Raw genomic sequence first — 16,182 nt, forward strand, 5'->3', positions numbered from 1 at the left:
TTTGTATATGTCGTTTAAAATTACGTTTATCGGTGCGGGAAGCATCGGATTTACGCGGGGGCTGCTTCGCGATTTGCTGAGCGTGCCGGAGTTCGCGAACATCGAGGTTGCGTTTACGGACATCAATCCGCACAACCTGGAGATGGTCACGCAGCTGTGTCAGCGCGATATCGAGGAGAACGGACTGGCCATTCAAATCTCCGCAACGACCGACCGCAGGGAGGCGCTCAAGGGCGCGAAGTACGTCATCTGCACGATCCGGGTCGGCGGACTCGAGGCGTTCGCGACTGACGTCGACATCCCGCTGAAGTACGGCGTCGACCAATGCGTCGGCGATACGCTCTGCGCGGGCGGCATCATGTACGGCCAGCGCGGCATCGCCGCGATGCTGGACATTTGCAAGGATATCCGCGAGGTCGCGGCAACGGATGTGACGCTGCTGAACTACGCCAATCCGATGGCGATGCTCACCTGGGCGTGCAACAAGTACGGCGGCGTGCGGACGATCGGCCTGTGCCACGGCGTGCAGGGCGGCCACTGGCAGATCGCGCAGGCGTTCGGTCTCAAGACGGAGGAAGTCGATATCGTCTGCGCGGGCATCAACCATCAGACCTGGTACATCCAGATCAAGCACAACGGGGAAGACCTGACGGGCAAGCTGCTCGCGGCGTTCGAGGCGCATGAGGACTTCAGCCGCACGGAGAAGGTCCGCATCGACATGCTGCGCCGCTTCGGCTACTACAGCACCGAGTCGAACGGCCACTTAAGCGAATACGTGCCCTGGTACCGCAAGCGTCCGGACGAGATCAACGACTGGATCGACCTGGGCAGCTGGATCAACGGGGAGACGGGCGGCTACCTGCGCGTCTGCACCGAGGGCCGCAACTGGTTCGAGACCGACTTCCCGAACTGGATGAAGGACCCGGCGCTGAAGTACGAGGCCGGCGAGCGCAGTCACGAGCACGGCTCCTACATTATCGAGGGACTGGAGACCGGGCGCGTCTACCGCGGGCACTTCAACGTGATCAACGACGGCGTCATCGCCAATCTGCCCGCCGACGCGGTCATCGAAGCCCCGGGCTACGTCGACCGCAACGGCATCTCCATGCCTCGCATCGGCGATCTGCCGCTCGGACCGGCTGCCGTCTGCAACGTCAGCATCTCCGTGCAGCGCCTGGCCGTCGAAGCAGCGGTGCGCGGCGACGACAAGCTGCTGCGTCAGGCGTTCATGATGGATCCGCTCGTCGGCGCCGTCTGCAATCCGAAGGAGATCTGGCAGATGGTCGACGAGATGCTGGTCGCCCAGGAGCGGTGGCTGCCGCAGTACGGCGCGTCCATCGCCGAGGCGAAAGCGAGACTCGCATCGGGCGACCTGCTGCCGACGCGCGAGGGCTACAGGGGCGCGGCGCGCCTGCACGTCAAGACGGTCGAGGAGATGCAGCAGGACCGCGAGGCCGCCAACAAGAACGCGGGCGAAGCGGACAAAGGCAAGGAACGCGCAGCGGCGCACTGAACGATCGGGCCGGCTCTCTTGGGAGAGCGGGCCCGTTTCCTTTTTCATCAGGAGGAAAAGTGTTGAAGCGAAGTTGCGAATTGATTTTGTTGCAAATACAACAAAAAGAGGTTAGAGTTTAAATATCGAACTTCAAACTGCGGGATGGGCGGGGGCGAGAAGATGACGGAAGCGCTGCGCGAAATCGGCATGATCGCAAGGGCCCTGGATTCGATCAGCAACATTGAATTCAAGTCCTTCGATCTGACCAAAGGACAGTACCTTTATCTCGTGCGCATCTGCGAGCATCCGGGCATCATACAAGAAAAGCTGGCCGAGATGATCAAGGTCGACAGGACGACGGCCGCCCGCGCGATTCAGAAGCTTGAAGCGAACGGCTTTATCGAGCGGAAGGACGATCCGGACAATTTGAAAATCAAAAAATTGTTTCCTTCCGAAAAAGGCCGAACGGTATACCCGTATATCAAAAGGGAAAACGACTACTCCGACGAAGTCGCGTTAAGCGGATTGTCCGATGTCGAAAAAGACATCTTGATCAGCCTGCTTAGGCGGGTCAGGATCAACGTCGAGAAGGACTGGGACTTCGTCAAGAAGGGAAACAAGCGAATCTACTGAACGGAAAGGGGCTGACTGCCGTGACGATCGAGATCAGAAGTTGCGCGTACGAAGATTTGGCACAGCTGCGGCAAATCGGCATCGAGACGTTTCGCGAAACGTTTCTCGAGCAAAACTCGCCCGAGCAAATGGCGGCCTACCTGGAAACGGCGTTTAACCCTGAACGGCTGGAGCGGGAATGGTCGAACCCGGACTCGGAAATTTATTTAATCTACGCAGACGGGGAAGCGGCGGGCTATTTAAAGGTAAACGCCGGCAACGCGCAAACGGAGCGAATGGGAGAAGAATCGCTCGAGATCGAGCGGATTTACGTTCGGCAGAAGTTTCATAAAAGAGGGTTTGGCAAGCAGTTGATGGACAAGGCGATGGAAATCGCGTCGGCACGTCTGAAAAAGAAGGTTTGGCTGGGCGTTTGGGAGATGAACGATGGCGCGATCGCCTTTTATCAGAAGCAGGAATTCGTGCAAACGGGAACCCATGTTTTTCAGTTGGGCGACGAGGCGCAGACCGATCTTGTCATGACCAGGACGATCGCGCGATGAGGGAAGACGCGAAGCGGATATTCATGACGTACGGGGGCAGCACGATTCGGATGTACCAGGCGGGCGAGTATGAGGCGTACAAAGCGTTAGATGCGTCCCCCGAAGATGAGGCGCATTGGCTCGAGGAGCTGATCGAAGGCTTGGCGGGCGAACTGTCGATCCGGGGATGGGAAGCCGTCGGCCGGCTGGAGGAGATCGCGAAGGATCGCAAGGACGTCCGCCCTTTGGAGCGCGCGATCAAGTTTGCGGCGAGGCATCTGATGAGCGCGGACAGTCTCGTAAAGCTGATATACGCGGAGCGGATCGTAGCGATGCTGCAGGCACTGCAGGGCAGGGTGCCGGTCCCGATGCTGCACGAATCGGTGCGAACGGCGAAGATCTTGCTGGACGATATCGTCGAAAAGCCGCTCATCCTGGACGCCGGGCACGATCTGGCGGCGCACGGGCTGAAGGACAAGCGGGCCTTGAACCGGCGTGCGGAGCAGGCGATCGAGGTGCTGAAACGCGTGTTGGACGGCGGAAGTTAAGCGCGGTTCAACTTATCCGCCTTATCCGCCGCCTCTTTTTTTTGCCTCCGAAGGCGTCATGCCTTTGATCTGCTTGAACAGCTTCGTAAAATAATTCGGATTGTCGATGCCCACCCGTTCGGCGATCTCCGTCACGGTGAGCCCGCCTTCCCGCAGCAGCCGGTCGGCCACGTTCATCCGGTGCTGGTTGACGAACTCCACGAACGTGCGCCCGGTCGCGTTTTTGAACACCTTGCAAAAATGATAGGGGTTCAGACTGACGAGCCGCGCGGCATCCTCGATCGTCAGCTTGTTCGCATAATTCGCCTCGATATGCAAAATAAGCGACTTGAAGCGGTCCATCCGCCGACCGGTCCGATCCGCCTGCTCGCCGTCGCGTTCGGGCATGCACAGACGTGCCGCCAGCGCGAACAATTGGTACAGCTTCGCCTTGACGACCAGCTCGTAGGCGCGCTTCTTATCCGCGAACTCCTCTCCGATCTCCAGAAAGCCGCGGCGTATCGGTTCATAGTCGGCTTCGTCCGCCGCGAACTTGACCGGCAGCCGCTGGCTCCCTTCCGCGTACGCGGACAAGTACCGGTCATGCAGCGGATCGACCGCCAGCCCCTGCAGCAGCGAGCGGTTGAAGACGAGCGACCAATATTCGACTGGCTCCTCCGTCAGCGCATATCCGACATGAAGGCCGCCCGACGGGACGAGCAGCAGATCGCCCGGCGCCGTCTCGTACGGCTGGCTGTCGATATGGAAGATCGCGCGTCCCGACACCGTGTAGATCCATTCGAAGTGATCGTGCCAATGCAAGTAAAGCGCGCTGCGGCCGACGGCGCCCGGCGGGCAATGGTTGCGGAACAGATTGACGGGATAGGCGCCGTCGCTCAAGTACGTATCCTCTCTTAATTCGGGCGGATGCATGATGTGCCGCGCCTCCCTTCGAGATGCCCAAGATCGGGCTATATAAACGCAAGATTGTATAGAGAACGAGCGCAGGCATAAGGCTATAATCGACCTAGTTCATTCAATATAGCTTAGGATCGGAGTGGATTCAATGAGCGGACAACAGGGCGGCTCGGCGATCGGCAAGCATACGGGCATCCGCATCGGCACCTTGGTGGGCGGCGGCGACGCGGCGCGGGTCATCCCGCAGATCGCGCCTCACGGCTTTGAGTCGTTTAACTTGACGTATTGGCAGACGACCGGCGGCGCCGATCTGGCGGAGACGGCCAAGCGAGTGCGCGAAGCGATCGGGGACCGGGATATCGTCATTTCGGCTGTAAGCGTATTCGGCAATCCGCTGACCGGCCACGGCGACAATGCGGACACGCTGGCGAGCTGGGAGCGGCTCATCGACCACGCGCATCTGTTCGGCGCGGACATCGTCTCGGGCTTCACGGGCAGGCTCGTGGGCGAGCCGATCGACGCGTCGATCCCGAGATTCGCCGAGGTGTTCGGCGAGTTGGCGCGCCGCGCCGCGGACCGGGGCGTGCGCCTCGCGTTCGAGAATTGCGACATGGGCGGCGACTGGCGGACGGGCGATTGGAACATTGCGCACAATCCGACCGCCTGGGAGATGATGTTCGACAGCGTGCCGCTCGACAACATCGGACTCGAGTGGGAGCCGACGCATCAGATGGTCAGCCTGATCGATCCGATCCCGCAGCTGCGGAAGTGGGCGGACCGCGTGTTCCACGTCCACGGCAAGGATGCGACGATCGCCTGGGACGTCGTGCGGGAGCACGGCATTCACGGACCGAAGCCGTTCGTTTGGCACCGCACGCCAGGCTTCGGCGATACGAACTGGTCCGACGTCATCACCATTTTGCGCCAATCCGGCTACCGGGGGACGATCGACATCGAAGGCTGGCACGATCCGGTGTACAAGGACGAGCTGGAGATGACGGGGCAAGTGCATGCGTTGAATTATTTGAAACGGAGCCGCGGCGGCGACTTCGTGCCGAATCCGGTATAAGGGAGCGTTGAACGAGGATGAGCGCATATCGAATCGTCGTCGCGGGCTGCGGCGGCATGGCAAGAACTTGGGTGGAATACGCGCTGGCGCGCGAGGACGCTGAGATCGTAGGGCTCGTGGACATCAAGGCGGAATTCGCGCAGGCGATGGCGGACAGGTACGAATTGACCTGCGGCATCTATACGGAGCTGGCGCAGGCGCTGGCGGAGACGGGCGCGAACCTTGTGTTCGACGTGACGATCCCGGCCAGTCACTTCTCGGTGTGCAGAACGGCGCTGAACGCCGGCGCGAACGTCTTCGGCGAGAAGCCGATGGCCGAGACGATGGAAGCTGCGCGCGAGCTGATCGGCATCGCGGATCGGACGGGCGGTTCCTACGCGGTCATGCAAAACCGCCGCTACGACGCGAACATCCGCGCGCTGCGCGAACTCGTGCAGGGCGGCGCGATCGGCAAGGCCGGTTACGTAGGTGCGGACTTTTTTATTGGCGCGCACTTCGGCGGCTTCCGCGACGCGATGGACAGCCCGCTTATTTTGGATATGGCGATCCATACGTTTGACCAGGCCCGGCTCATCACCGGCGCGGATCCGGTATCGGTCTACTGCCACGAGTTCAACCCGCCGGGCTCCTGGTACGCGGGCAACGCGTCGGCGATCTGCGTGTTCGAGATGTCGGACGGCTCGGTATTCTGCTACCGGGGCTCCTGGTGCGCCGAAGGCGCGCAGACGTCGTGGGAATCCCAGTGGCGGGTCACGGGCGAGCGCGGCACGGCGATCTGGGATGGCGCTGGCGCTCCTTATGCGGAGGTTGTAGCCGCCGGCGATCAGGAGGGCAAATTCATCCGGGGCTACGAGCGAGTGGAAGCGTCGTTTGAATGGGAGGGACGGTCCGGGCACCAAGGCTGTCTCGACGAGATGTTCGCCTCCCTGGCGGAGGGACGGCGTGCGGAGACCGATTGCCGGGACAACGTCAAGAGCATGGCCATGGTGCTCGGCGCCATCGACAGCGCACGTTCGGGCGCGAAGGTCGATCTGCGAGGCTACTACTAAGCGGGGATACTAAGCTGAATGCCCCTCCTTGCGGCGCGGACGGCGATCTTCTACTATTGTAGAAGGTAGAGGTTGATATCGCAGGAGGCGAGAGATTCGATGGCACTCATTCAATGCGGTTTTTTTGCGCAAACGCTCGGTTTGTCCATGAGCATGAACGTCGTCATTCCTGAACGGAGCTACGGCATCGGCGTTGAAGCGGGCGGCGCGCAGACGGGGGACAAGTTCCCGGTGCTGTACCTGCTGCACGGCCTGTCCGACGACCATTCGATCTGGCTACGGCGCACGTCCGTCGAGCGTTATGCGGCCGAATACGGCATCGCCGTCGTCATGCCCGAGGTGCACAGAAGCTTTTATACGAATATGAAAAGCGGGCTCGATTACTGGACCTTCGTTAGCGAGGAACTGCCGCATGTCGCGCAATCGCTGTTCCCGATCTCCGGGAAGCGCGAGGACAGCTTTGCCGCGGGTCTGTCGATGGGCGGCTACGGGGCGATGAAGCTCGGACTTCGCTCGCCCGAGAAGTTCGCGGCTGTGGCGAGCCTGTCGGGCGCCATGGACATCCTGGCCTTCGATCATGAAGGCAGCCCGCTTGCGGCCAAGGAATATAAGTGGATTTTCGGCAGCAAGGAAGAGGCCGCCGGCTCCGATGACGACTTGTTCGCGCTCGCGGAGCGGGCCGCCGCCGCAGGCGTATCGCTGCCCAAGCTGTATCAGTGCTGCGGCACGGAGGATTTTCTGTACGCGCACAACGTCCGGTTCCGGGACCATGTCCGTTCGCTCGGCATCGCCCTCGACTACGAGGAAGGCCCCGGCGATCACAATTGGGGTTACTGGGACGAGCACATCCAGCGCGTGCTCGCCTGGCTGCCGCTTCGGGGCGGCAAGGTTTAAAGCGGTTAACGCAAAACGGGATGAAGCGGGAGAAAGACCCGCTTCGTCCCGTTTTTATTTTACCTGCGGTCTTCTGAACAAGACGATCTGGCACGCTAAGTACACCATCGACATCCGTCCCCGCTCGCCGTTTCCGCCTATCACGCAAAAGTGCCGCTTTTTCTCCAGTAACACAAGTTCCTTTGGAGAGGTATGCTAGGTGGCAGCATGCTAAGCGTCCTACTTAGAAACTCTTCATTCGGTTGGCAGAATGGTGGTGCGAGGTAGTCCTATCCAGGACTTCTTTGGCTTGGTAGGCGTTGCGGACTCCCCGAGAGGTCCTATCCAGAACCTCTCGGATATGATCGGAGGCGTGGCGCGTGAGGAGGTCCTAAACAAGACCTCATTGGCGTGGTATGCGTTGCTCACCCGCTTAGAGGTCCTATCCAGAAACTCTCGAGCATGAACGGAGGCGTGGCGTGTGAGGAAGTCCTAATCAGGACTTCTTTGACTTGGTTGGTGTTGCTCACCCGCTTAGAGGTCCTATCCAGGACCTCATTAGCTTGGTAAACTGCTTGGTCATTCGAGGAGGTCCTGTTTAGAATCTCTTTATGCGGCAAGACCCTTGTCCTGTGTTCACCCCAATATGACGACAAATGGTTAAAACGTTTAACTTAAAATAACCGATAAATTAGCAAAAATAACGCTTGAAATCGCCTTCAATCCTTTTTATAATCGCATTGTAAGGTTAAACGCTTAAACTAAAACAAATAAACGGATTGGCAACAGCCCGCAGAAGGTGACCCCATTGAAACGCATTACGATTCGTGACGTATCGGAGCGCGCAGGCGTATCCACGGCGGCCGTGTCCTACGTATTAAACGGCCGGGAAGGCAAGGTGTCCCAGGAGACCGCGTCCAAGGTGCGCCGCGCGGTGGAGGAACTCAACTACATTCCCGATTTTTCGGCGCGAAGTCTGGCGGGCACCCGATCGAAGCTGATCGGCGTCGTCATCCCCCAGACGGAGGATCAGAAGCAGCTCTTGCTGCAAAATCCGTTTTACTCGGAGCTTGTATGCGGCATCGAAGCGAGGCTTCGCCAGTCCGGCTATCACATGATTCTCTCGGGCGTCGACAAGGGCGAAGGCTATCTCGATACGTCCATGCAGCGCAATCTCGATGGCGCGATCATCATGGGCATTTATCAGGAGAGCTTCTACGACGACCTCAAGCGAGTCAAGGTGCCGATCGTGCTGATCGACAGCTACGTGAACGACAGCTACTTCCAGACCGTATCGATCGACGACGAAGCCGGCGGCTATATGGCGACGGAGCTGCTGGTCGACAACGGGCATACGAACATCGCGCTGGTGACGGGACTGATCCGCAAGGACGGCGCCGTGGAAAAACGGTTCCTCGGCTACAAGCGCGCGCTGAAGGAGGCAGGCCTGTTCTATCACCCGGACTACGTGTTCGAGCACTCGGTCAGCTACGAGTACGGGCAGGAGGCGGCGGCCGCGATCGCAGCCGGGCATCCCGAGATTACGGCGGTGTTCGCTTCGAGCGACCTGGTCGCGCTGGGCGTGCTGCGGGGGCTGTCGGATGCGGGCAAGCGGGTGCCGGAGGACGTCTCGGTCGGCGGCTTCGACGATATCCCCGTCGCCCGGATGTGCAATCCGCCGCTCACGACCGTCCGGCAGAACATCGTCGCCCGGGGCGCGATGGCGGCGGATCGGCTGCTGAAGGCGATCGAAGAAGGCGAGGAATCGGTGGCGGACGATCCGAGCGTCGCGCGGCTGGAGCTTGCGATTCGGCAGACGGTGCAGCGGCTGACGCCGAATTGACGCACAATCGCCGGTGAACCGGGGCAGGATGCCGGCCGGTTTTTCAAAGAAAATGAATGCGGTTACATGCCGGTAAACGATGCATGGAGGTGATCAAGTCGGCGCTCCCGCCGACAATTCGATCCGCGGATCGATTGGTCATAAATCGTTCATAAATCGTTCATCAGAAGGGTTCACATTGAAAAGGAGAGGGTATCATTGCGAACTAAAAGCGGGGCACTGCTGCTGCTTGGCACAACGATCGTGCTCGGCGCCTGCGGCGCAAACAAAGAAAATAACACGGCAAGCCCGTCCGCGGCTTCGCCGCAAGCTTCCTCATCGGCCACGGCGACGCCGTCCGATTCCCCTGCGCCATCGGCCAAGGATCCGGTCACGCTCAAGCTGATGACGTATACCGCCTCCGGACAGGAGCAAACGCTCAAGGCGATGATCGACGCCTTCCAGGCGGCGAATGCCGACGTCAAGGTAGATTACGAGGTCGTCCCCTACGCGGACTACACGACCAAGCTCAATACGCTGCTTGCCAGCGGCAGCGCGCCCGACCTGTTCGAGGTCGGCTATGAGAACTTCCTGACCTATGCGGCCAAGGACCAACTGCTCGACCTCACGCCTTCGATCTCGGCTGACAGCTCGTTCAAGCCCGACGTCTACAAGAAGCTTGCCTATGATGCGTTTAACTACAACGGCAAGCAGATGGGCGTGACGGAGAGCTTCTCCGACGTCGTGCTTTTCTACAACTAGGACCTGTTCGACGCCAAGGGTCTCAAATATCCGGATGCTTCGTGGACCTGGAAGGAAGAACTGGAAGCGGCCCAGAAGCTGACCGACGCCAAGCAGGGCATCTGGGGCACGTACGCGCCGATCCAGTTCTACGAATTTTACAAGACGATCGCCCAGAACGGCGGCGGCGTCTGGAGCGCGGACGGCAAGCCGACGCTGAACAGCCCGGCCAACGTGGAGGCGCTGCAGTGGATGCTCGACAAAGCGTCCAAGTACAAAGTGTCGCCGCCGCTGAACGACGATACGTTTAACCAGCCGGACGCGGATCTGAACGCCTTCGTGAACGGCAAGCTGGCAATGGCGCGCTTCGGCATCTGGAACTTTGCCAAGTTCAGCGAAGCGAAGTTCAACTGGGATATCGCGCTGGAGCCGGGCAATACGCAGAAGGCGCATCATTTCTTCGCGGACGGTCTCGTTGCTGCGAAGACGACGAAAAATGCCGATGCCGCATGGCGCTTCCTGAAGTTTTTCACGAGCGCGCCCGAAGCGGTATCGAAGCGGATCGAAGCGGGCTGGAGCATCCCGGCGGTCACGGATCCGGCGGTGCTGGATGCGTACTACAAGCAGAAGCCGCCCGAATCGAAGCAGGTCGTGACCGATGCGCTGGATTCGCTCGTGCTGCCGCCCGTCGGACCGAAGCCGGAGAAGTGGGGCGAGTTCACGGCCGCCGTCGGCGAAGAGCTCGACAAGGCGAAGCTCGGCCGCTCCTCCGCGCAGGAAGCGCTCGACGCGGCGCAAAAGCGCGTCGAAGCGCTCATGAAGTAGGCTTCAACCATTATTCAGGAGACGAGAAGGCCGCCCCGCGGCGGTCTTCCCTCCTCGCCTGACGGAAAGGAAAGGTTGGCATGGTCGGACAGCGCAAGTGGAGCCGCCGGACGGCTGCTATCGTCTTTTTAACGCCTGCCTTGCTATGCTTGCTGGCGTTCCAATTGCTGCCGATGGCATCGTCGATCATCATCAGCTTCACCGATTGGGATCTGCTGACGCATTGGACGAAGATGAATTTCATCGGCTGGGACAACTACGCACAGGTGTTCAGGGAGGAAAAATCGTATACCGCGATCCGCAACGTCTTCGTATTCCTGCTCGGCTACCTGCCGTCGATCGTCGTGCTCGGCACGCTGCTGGCCGTGCTGCTGAACAGGCCGATCCGCGGCGTCAAGCTGTACCGGGCGGCCGTGTTCGTGCCCGTCATCACGTCCTGGGTCGCCGTGTCGATCGTCTGGCGCTGGCTGTTGAACGGTCAGAGCGGATTGATCAACTATTTGCTCGCGCAGGTCGGCATCCAGGGGCCGATCTGGCTGCAGGACGACTTCTGGGCGATGGTCGCGATCATCCTGGTCACGCTCTGGAAGGACATCGGCTTCGTATCCATCATCCTCTTGGCGGGTCTGCAAGATATCTCGGTGGACTATTACGAAGCGGCGGAGCTGGACGGCGCGTCTCCCTGGAGCAAGCTATGGCGAATTACGGTTCCGATGCTGTCCCCGACGCTGTATTTTGTCGTGACGATCTCGCTTATCAATTCGTTCCAGCTGTTCGTCCAGGTGCTGATCATGACCAACGGCGGTCCGGCGGGCGCCACGAGCACGATCGTCGAGCAGGTGTACCGCAACGCCTTCCAGTTCAACAAGATGGGCTTCGCCTCCGCACAATCATGGGTGCTCCTGCTCATCATCCTCGTAACGACTTTGGCGCTGCAGCAGCTTCAACGGAGGTGGGTCGTCTATGACCGGTAGCAAAAAGCGCGCGGCGGACCTGGCGGCGCATCTGTTCCTGACGCTGCTCGCGGTCGCGCTGACGTTTCCGTTCCTGTGGATGCTGCTCGGCGCTTTCAAGGACAATCTTGAGGTTGTGGCGATGCCGCCGCGTCTGTTGCCCTCGAGCTGGAATTTTGACAATTTCGCGGAGATAGAAGGGTACTTTCCGCTTTATCGCTTTTTCGCGAACAGCGCCCTCGTAGCCGTCGCGACGACGCTGCTGCAGCTGGCGATCTGCACGATGGCGGCCTACGTGTTCGCCAAGATTGCGTTCAAGGGACGGCAGGGCCTGTTCGTCCTGTTTCTGACGACGATGATGATCCCGGCGCAGGTGACACTCGTGCCCTTGTTCATTTTGTTCTCGCGCACAGACCTGATCGACACGTACGCGGGACTTATTTTGCCGGGCATCTTCAGCGCCTACGGGACGTTCCTGCTGCGCCAGAGCATCATGACAATCCCGAACGAGCTGATGGAGGCGGCCTTCATTGACGGAGCATCGTACTACCGGGTGTTTTTCAGCGTGATCGTCCCGCTCGTGAAGCCGACGCTGTCGGCGCTGTCCATCTTCGCGTTTATGAGCTCCTGGGACAACTTCCTGTGGCCGCTCATCGCGGTCAACAGCAAGGAATTAATGACGCTGCCGCTGGGCCTCAGCAAGCTGCAGGGGCAGTGGTCGACCGAATGGAACCTGCTTATGGCCGGCAACGTCGTCAGCTTCGTGCCGATCTTTATCGTGTTCCTGTTCGCGCAGCGTTACTTTATCAAAGGCATTACGATGACCGGCATCAAATGATCGGTCCGTGCTATAGAGGAGGGATCAGCGGCATGACAACGGTAAAATTGGGACTGATCGGGCTCGGCGGCATGGCGGGCGTCCATGTGGGACAGCTCGCCGGCATCGCGGGCGTGCGGCTGGCCGCCGTCTGCGACCAAGATGCCGCCAAGGTCGAACAATGGGCGGAGCGCCACGGCATCGCGGCCGGGTCGCGCTATACGGACGCGGAGTCGCTTATCCGCGACCCGGAGGTGGACGCGGTGCTGTCCATCACGCCGAACGATGCGCACTACGAGATTATCCGTCTGTGCCTGAAGCACGGCAAGCCGCTCATGACGGAAAAGCCGTTCACGCGGACCTACGAAGAGGCGGCGAGTCTGAAGCGGCTGGCGGCGGGCAACCCGACGCCGTGCATGGTCGGTTTTTCCTATCGCTACGTGCCCGCCTTCCGGATGGCCCGCGAATGGATTCGCGACGGCCGGATCGGTCCGGTGCGGCATCTGTTCGTTCAATATTTGCAGCAATGGGGGGGCACGCCGTTCGAGACGAAGATGAACTGGCGGCTGGATCGCGCGATCACGGGGACCGGCACGCTCGGCGATCTCGGCTCGCATATGGTCGACGCGGCTCGCTTCCTGGTGGGCGAACCGACTGAGGTCGCGTCGCTGATGCGAAACCTGATCGGGCAGCGGGAAGACCCTGCGACCGGAGCGATGGTGGACGTCGATATCGACGATTTCGCAGCGTTCACCGCTTTGCTTGCGCCGGGCATACCCGCCGTCTTCCAAACGTCGCGCAATGCCTTCGGCTCGCAAAATCAGTTCGAGATCGCCGTCTACGGGGACGTGGGCACGCTTCACATGAATTGGGAGGAAGGCGATTATCTCACCTGGATTCACCGCAATGCAGAGGGGAGCGAGGTCCGGGAGCGGATCGCCGTGCCGGCCCGCTTCAAGCTGGCGCAAATGCAGGACTTCATTGATTTGGTGCGGGACGACGCACGCGAGGAGCGGCCGACGCTTTACGACGGCTACATGAACCAGAAGATTCTGGAGGCGGTCGTTCGGTCGAGCCGCGAGCGGCGATCCGTTCGGATCGAAGAGCTGGACGATCCCGTCGAGGAGGCAGGAATATGAAAGCATCGACGCCGCGGGTAACGATCTGGAACGAATACCGGCACGAGCGCTCGAATCCCGACGTGCAGCGGATTTATCCGGCGGGCATTCACGAGGCGCTGCGCGAAGGGCTCGCGCCCTACGGGTTCGAGCTGGGCACGGCGACGCTGGACGAGCCGGAGCACGGCCTGTCTGAGGAAGTGCTGGCGCATACGGACGTGCTTGTCTGGTGGGGACACCGGGCGCACGATGAGGTTGACGAAGCGATCGTCGACCGGGTGCAGCGGCGCGTGCGGGAAGGCATGGGGCTGATCGTGCTGCACTCTGGGCACTACTCCAAAATATTCAAGCGGTTCATGGGCACGTCCTGCGCGCTGCTGTGGCGGGAAGCCGACGAGAAGGAAAGGCTGTGGGTCGTCAAGCCTTCGCATCCGATCGCGGCGGGCCTGCCCCCTTATTTCGAGCTGGAAAAGGAAGAGATGTACGGCGAGTTTTTCGATGTGCCCGACCCGGACGAACTGGTGCTGGTAAGCTGGTTTGAGGGGGGAGAGGTGTTCCGCAGCGGCTGCGCGTACAGTCGGGGACACGGCAAAATCTTTTATTTCCGCCCGGGACATGAGACGTATCCGACGTATTACAACGCGCATGTGCTTCGCGTGATCGCGAACGCCGTGCGCTGGAGCGCGGACGAGCGGGGGGCGGCGCCCAGATTCGGGAACGTGCAGCCGCTGGAGACAATTGCGCCCAAAAATTAGGCGAACGTTGCTTTGATATTCGACAAGATCAGGCCTGAGCGGTGAAGGCGCGCGAGGTGTCGGCATTCGGTGTCGGAAAGGGTTGACGCCGGGCGCCGAGCCGTGATAATTTAGAAATATATTCAAACGTACGGCATGCGGAAGCACCGCTGATTTCGATGATGACATCGAAATTGGCGGTGCTTTTTTGTCGTTGCCGGCGATAGAGAGGAGCTGGGTGAGATGGGGATTCGGCTGGTCGTCGCCGCGCCTCAGCCGGGGTACGCGAGCCGGCTGGCGCTTTATTTGAAGGAGCGGGATCCGCTGGCGGAGATTGCGGCCTTCACGCAGGCGGAAGCGCTGGAGCTTTATTTGCGGAGCGGGCGCGGAGCGGATCTGCTGGTCGTTCAGCAGTCGTTGCTGCCCGCTGTCGGGCAGGGGGCGAGGGGCATCGCCAAGGTCGTCGTGCTGACAGAGAGCGGCGCTTCGGAGATGCATGAGGGCTTGCCTGCCATCGCGCAGTACCAGTCGCTTCCACGGCTTGCCGCGGAGATTCGAAGGCTGGCCGGGGCGTCGAGAGCGGCGAAGCCGTCGGAGGGGGCGGAGCTGTGGACCGTCTACTCAGCGGGCGGCGGCGCGGGCAAGACGACGCTGGCGCTCAATATTTCCAGGCAAGCTGCGGAGCGCGGGTACAGCGTCATGTATTTGAATTTGGAGGCGCTGTGCGGCGTCGGTCCGCTGCTCGGCGGCGGAGAGTCGGACGGAGGGGAGACGAACGGACTGTCCTTGCTGCTGTACGAATTGGAGGCGCACCCGTCATCTGCCGAGGGGCGGATCCGGTCGCTCGGCGCAAGACGTTCCTCGCTCGGCACCGGCTGTCTCGCGGCTGCAGACCATCCGGCCGAGCTGCTCGCGATGACGCCGGAGCGTCTGGAGTCGCTGATCGAAGCGCTGCGCCGGCACGGCGGCTTCGATCTGATTGTCGCCGATCCGGACGGCGGCTTCGCCGGCTGGCAGCAGCGGCTGCTCGAGCTCAGCGGCAGAATTTGCTTGATCGCCGGGGATGACGCACAGCTGCTTCGCAAGACCGATTCGATGCTGCGGGAGTGGGGAGAGCGGTTGCCTGAGGGTTTAAGCAAGTCCACTTTTATTTGGAACAAAGCGCTGGATGAACCATCCGCAGATGCGCTGCGGCTGCCGGGCGGCGCGCAGTGGCTGACGCTGCCCTACATTGCGCAGTGGAAGCGCGTCTCCGATATCGGCGCGCTTCTCGGATCTGCCGCGTACGCCGGCGGCGTAGACCGGCTGCTCGATGCGCTGGGCTACGGCGGTCCGGGCGAACGGCCCGCGATGCAGGGCAAGTCCGGCTATGTGCCGCGTCCCGAGGGCCGTCGTCCCGGCGGCGGCGAGCTTCGGGAGCGAGTGGCGGCCGGAGGCGGCTACGCATGATCGACGCCGGGCTGAGGGCGGATGAGATCGCGTCCGTGCGCGAGCGCGTCCGGTCGAGGCTGGCGTGGGACGCGGCCGTGAGCGACGCCGAGCTGCGCACGCTCATTGAAGGCGAGCTATTCGCCGAGCCGCGAATACGCCGGCTGACGTCCGCGGAGCGGGCGGCGGCGGTCAGCCGGCTCTTCCATTCCTTCAGAGGCTTGGACGCGCTTCAGCCGCTGCTCGCCGACCCGGACGTCACCGAGATTATGATCGTCGGGCACGACCGCATCTTTTTCGAGAAAAACGGACGGCTACAGCGCGCGTCGCTCGGCTTCGAGAGCCAAGAACGGCTGGAGGATCTAATCCAGTCGATCGTCGGTCAGGTCAACCGGATCGTCAACGAAGCTTCGCCGATCGTGGACGCGCGGTTGCCCGACGGCTCGCGGGTGCATGTCGTCCTGCCGCCGGTCGCGCTGCAAGGGCCGATCGTCACGATCCGGCGGTTTCCCGCGCATCCGCTCGGTATGGACGAGCTGGTCAAGCTCGGTGCGATCAGCGAGGAGGCTGCGGTTCTGCTCCGGCGGCTCGTGCGGGCCAAGTACAACATCTTCATCAGCGGCGGCACCGGCCCGGGCAAGACGACTGTTTTGGACGCG

15 protein-coding genes and 1 pseudogene are annotated in these 16,182 nt (G+C 61.1%); 15 read left to right on the top strand and 1 reads right to left on the bottom strand.

Annotated features, from left to right (window positions below; translation table 11 throughout):
* Positions 1-7: 7 nt before the first annotated feature.
* The 4 genes from melA to KVT38_RS27510 all read left to right on the top strand — a co-directional run bounded on the left by melA (position 8) and on the right by KVT38_RS27510 (position 3,197).
* Entirely contained in the window at positions 8-1,513 is a 1,506-nt protein-coding gene (gene melA, locus KVT38_RS27495; protein WP_217596954.1) for an alpha-glucosidase/alpha-galactosidase, read from the top strand.
* 162 nt (positions 1,514-1,675) lie between these two features.
* Entirely contained in the window at positions 1,676-2,128 is a 453-nt protein-coding gene (locus KVT38_RS27500; protein ID WP_217596955.1) for a MarR family winged helix-turn-helix transcriptional regulator, read from the top strand.
* Between the two features lie 20 nt (positions 2,129-2,148).
* Complete coding sequence (gene paiA / locus KVT38_RS27505) at positions 2,149-2,670, top strand: spermidine/spermine N(1)-acetyltransferase (protein ID WP_217596956.1); 522 nt, start codon at positions 2,149-2,151, stop codon at positions 2,668-2,670.
* On the top strand, positions 2,667-3,197 hold the full coding sequence (locus KVT38_RS27510; protein ID WP_217596957.1) for a hypothetical protein: 531 nt from the start codon (positions 2,667-2,669) through the stop codon (positions 3,195-3,197). Before paiA ends, KVT38_RS27510 begins: the two co-directional genes overlap by 4 nt.
* A gap of 21 nt (positions 3,198-3,218) precedes the next feature.
* Here the strand turns inward: KVT38_RS27510 and KVT38_RS27515 are convergent, their stop codons facing one another.
* Positions 3,219-4,109 carry an AraC family transcriptional regulator gene (locus tag KVT38_RS27515; RefSeq protein WP_254639603.1) on the bottom strand — a complete coding sequence of 297 codons (891 nt, stop codon included), beginning with the start codon at positions 4,107-4,109 and terminating at the stop codon, positions 3,219-3,221.
* Between the two features lie 133 nt (positions 4,110-4,242).
* On the opposite strand from KVT38_RS27515, the gene KVT38_RS27520 reads away from it, so the two are divergent.
* The 11 genes and pseudogenes from KVT38_RS27520 to KVT38_RS35005 form a co-directional block, all read left to right on the top strand.
* Entirely contained in the window at positions 4,243-5,163 is a 921-nt protein-coding gene (locus tag KVT38_RS27520) for a sugar phosphate isomerase/epimerase family protein (protein WP_217596958.1), read from the top strand.
* A 17-nt stretch (positions 5,164-5,180) separates the two neighbouring features.
* Positions 5,181-6,212, top strand: a complete 1,032-nt coding sequence (locus KVT38_RS27525; RefSeq protein WP_217596959.1) for a Gfo/Idh/MocA family protein — start codon at positions 5,181-5,183, stop codon at positions 6,210-6,212.
* Positions 6,213-6,311: 99 nt separating this feature from the next.
* Positions 6,312-7,106, top strand: coding sequence for an alpha/beta hydrolase (locus tag KVT38_RS27530; protein ID WP_217596960.1), 795 nt, complete (start codon positions 6,312-6,314; stop codon positions 7,104-7,106).
* Positions 7,107-7,893: 787 nt separating this feature from the next.
* The gene (locus KVT38_RS27535) at positions 7,894-8,928 is read left to right on the top strand and encodes a LacI family DNA-binding transcriptional regulator (RefSeq protein WP_254639604.1); all 1,035 of its coding nucleotides are present in this window, start codon (positions 7,894-7,896) and stop codon (positions 8,926-8,928) included.
* A 426-nt stretch (positions 8,929-9,354) separates the two neighbouring features.
* Positions 9,355-10,473, top strand: a pseudogene (locus KVT38_RS27545) (ABC transporter substrate-binding protein).
* A gap of 80 nt (positions 10,474-10,553) precedes the next feature.
* A complete protein-coding gene (locus tag KVT38_RS27550) occupies positions 10,554-11,447 on the top strand; it encodes a carbohydrate ABC transporter permease (protein ID WP_217596963.1) in 894 nt (297 codons plus the stop codon).
* Positions 11,437-12,264, top strand: coding sequence for a carbohydrate ABC transporter permease (locus KVT38_RS27555; RefSeq protein WP_217596964.1), 828 nt, complete (start codon positions 11,437-11,439; stop codon positions 12,262-12,264). The genes KVT38_RS27550 and KVT38_RS27555 overlap by 11 nt, the downstream gene beginning before the upstream one ends.
* Positions 12,265-12,296: 32 nt before the next feature.
* A complete protein-coding gene (locus tag KVT38_RS27560; protein WP_217596965.1) occupies positions 12,297-13,382 on the top strand; it encodes a Gfo/Idh/MocA family protein in 1,086 nt (361 codons plus the stop codon).
* The gene (locus KVT38_RS27565) at positions 13,379-14,116 is read left to right on the top strand and encodes a ThuA domain-containing protein (protein ID WP_217596966.1); all 738 of its coding nucleotides are present in this window, start codon (positions 13,379-13,381) and stop codon (positions 14,114-14,116) included. Before KVT38_RS27560 ends, KVT38_RS27565 begins: the two co-directional genes overlap by 4 nt.
* 222 nt (positions 14,117-14,338) lie before the next feature.
* Positions 14,339-15,544: a CpaE/TadZ family protein gene (locus KVT38_RS27570; RefSeq protein ID WP_217596967.1), complete on the top strand. Its 1,206-nt coding sequence runs from the start codon at positions 14,339-14,341 to the stop codon at positions 15,542-15,544.
* A partial coding sequence (locus KVT38_RS35005; protein WP_254639605.1) for an ATPase, T2SS/T4P/T4SS family occupies positions 15,541-16,182 on the top strand: 642 nt, incomplete at its 3' end. The genes KVT38_RS27570 and KVT38_RS35005, both read left to right, overlap by 4 nt.

Origin of the sequence: Cohnella sp. GbtcB17, assembly GCF_019091135.1 — a bacterium.
Classification (GTDB): domain Bacteria; phylum Bacillota; class Bacilli; order Paenibacillales; family Paenibacillaceae; genus Cohnella.

Bases quoted from the DNA above. Each gene is read 5' to 3' on its own strand.
- KVT38_RS27560 (WP_217596965.1), top strand. From the start codon at position 12,297: ATGACAACGGTAAAATTGGGACTGATCGGGCTCGGCGGCATGGCGGGC.
- KVT38_RS27515 (WP_254639603.1), bottom strand. From the start codon at position 4,109: ATGCATCCGCCCGAATTAAGAGAGGATACGTACTTGAGCGACGGCGCC.
- melA (WP_217596954.1), top strand. From the start codon at position 8: ATGTCGTTTAAAATTACGTTTATCGGTGCGGGAAGCATCGGATTTACG.
- KVT38_RS27565 (WP_217596966.1), top strand. From the start codon at position 13,379: ATGAAAGCATCGACGCCGCGGGTAACGATCTGGAACGAATACCGGCAC.
- KVT38_RS27525 (WP_217596959.1), top strand. From the start codon at position 5,181: ATGAGCGCATATCGAATCGTCGTCGCGGGCTGCGGCGGCATGGCAAGA.
- KVT38_RS27530 (WP_217596960.1), top strand. From the start codon at position 6,312: ATGGCACTCATTCAATGCGGTTTTTTTGCGCAAACGCTCGGTTTGTCC.
- KVT38_RS27510 (WP_217596957.1), top strand. From the start codon at position 2,667: ATGAGGGAAGACGCGAAGCGGATATTCATGACGTACGGGGGCAGCACG.
- KVT38_RS27570 (WP_217596967.1), top strand. From the start codon at position 14,339: ATGGGGATTCGGCTGGTCGTCGCCGCGCCTCAGCCGGGGTACGCGAGC.
- KVT38_RS27520 (WP_217596958.1), top strand. From the start codon at position 4,243: ATGAGCGGACAACAGGGCGGCTCGGCGATCGGCAAGCATACGGGCATC.
- KVT38_RS27550 (WP_217596963.1), top strand. From the start codon at position 10,554: ATGGTCGGACAGCGCAAGTGGAGCCGCCGGACGGCTGCTATCGTCTTT.
- KVT38_RS27555 (WP_217596964.1), top strand. From the start codon at position 11,437: ATGACCGGTAGCAAAAAGCGCGCGGCGGACCTGGCGGCGCATCTGTTC.
- KVT38_RS27500 (WP_217596955.1), top strand. From the start codon at position 1,676: ATGACGGAAGCGCTGCGCGAAATCGGCATGATCGCAAGGGCCCTGGAT.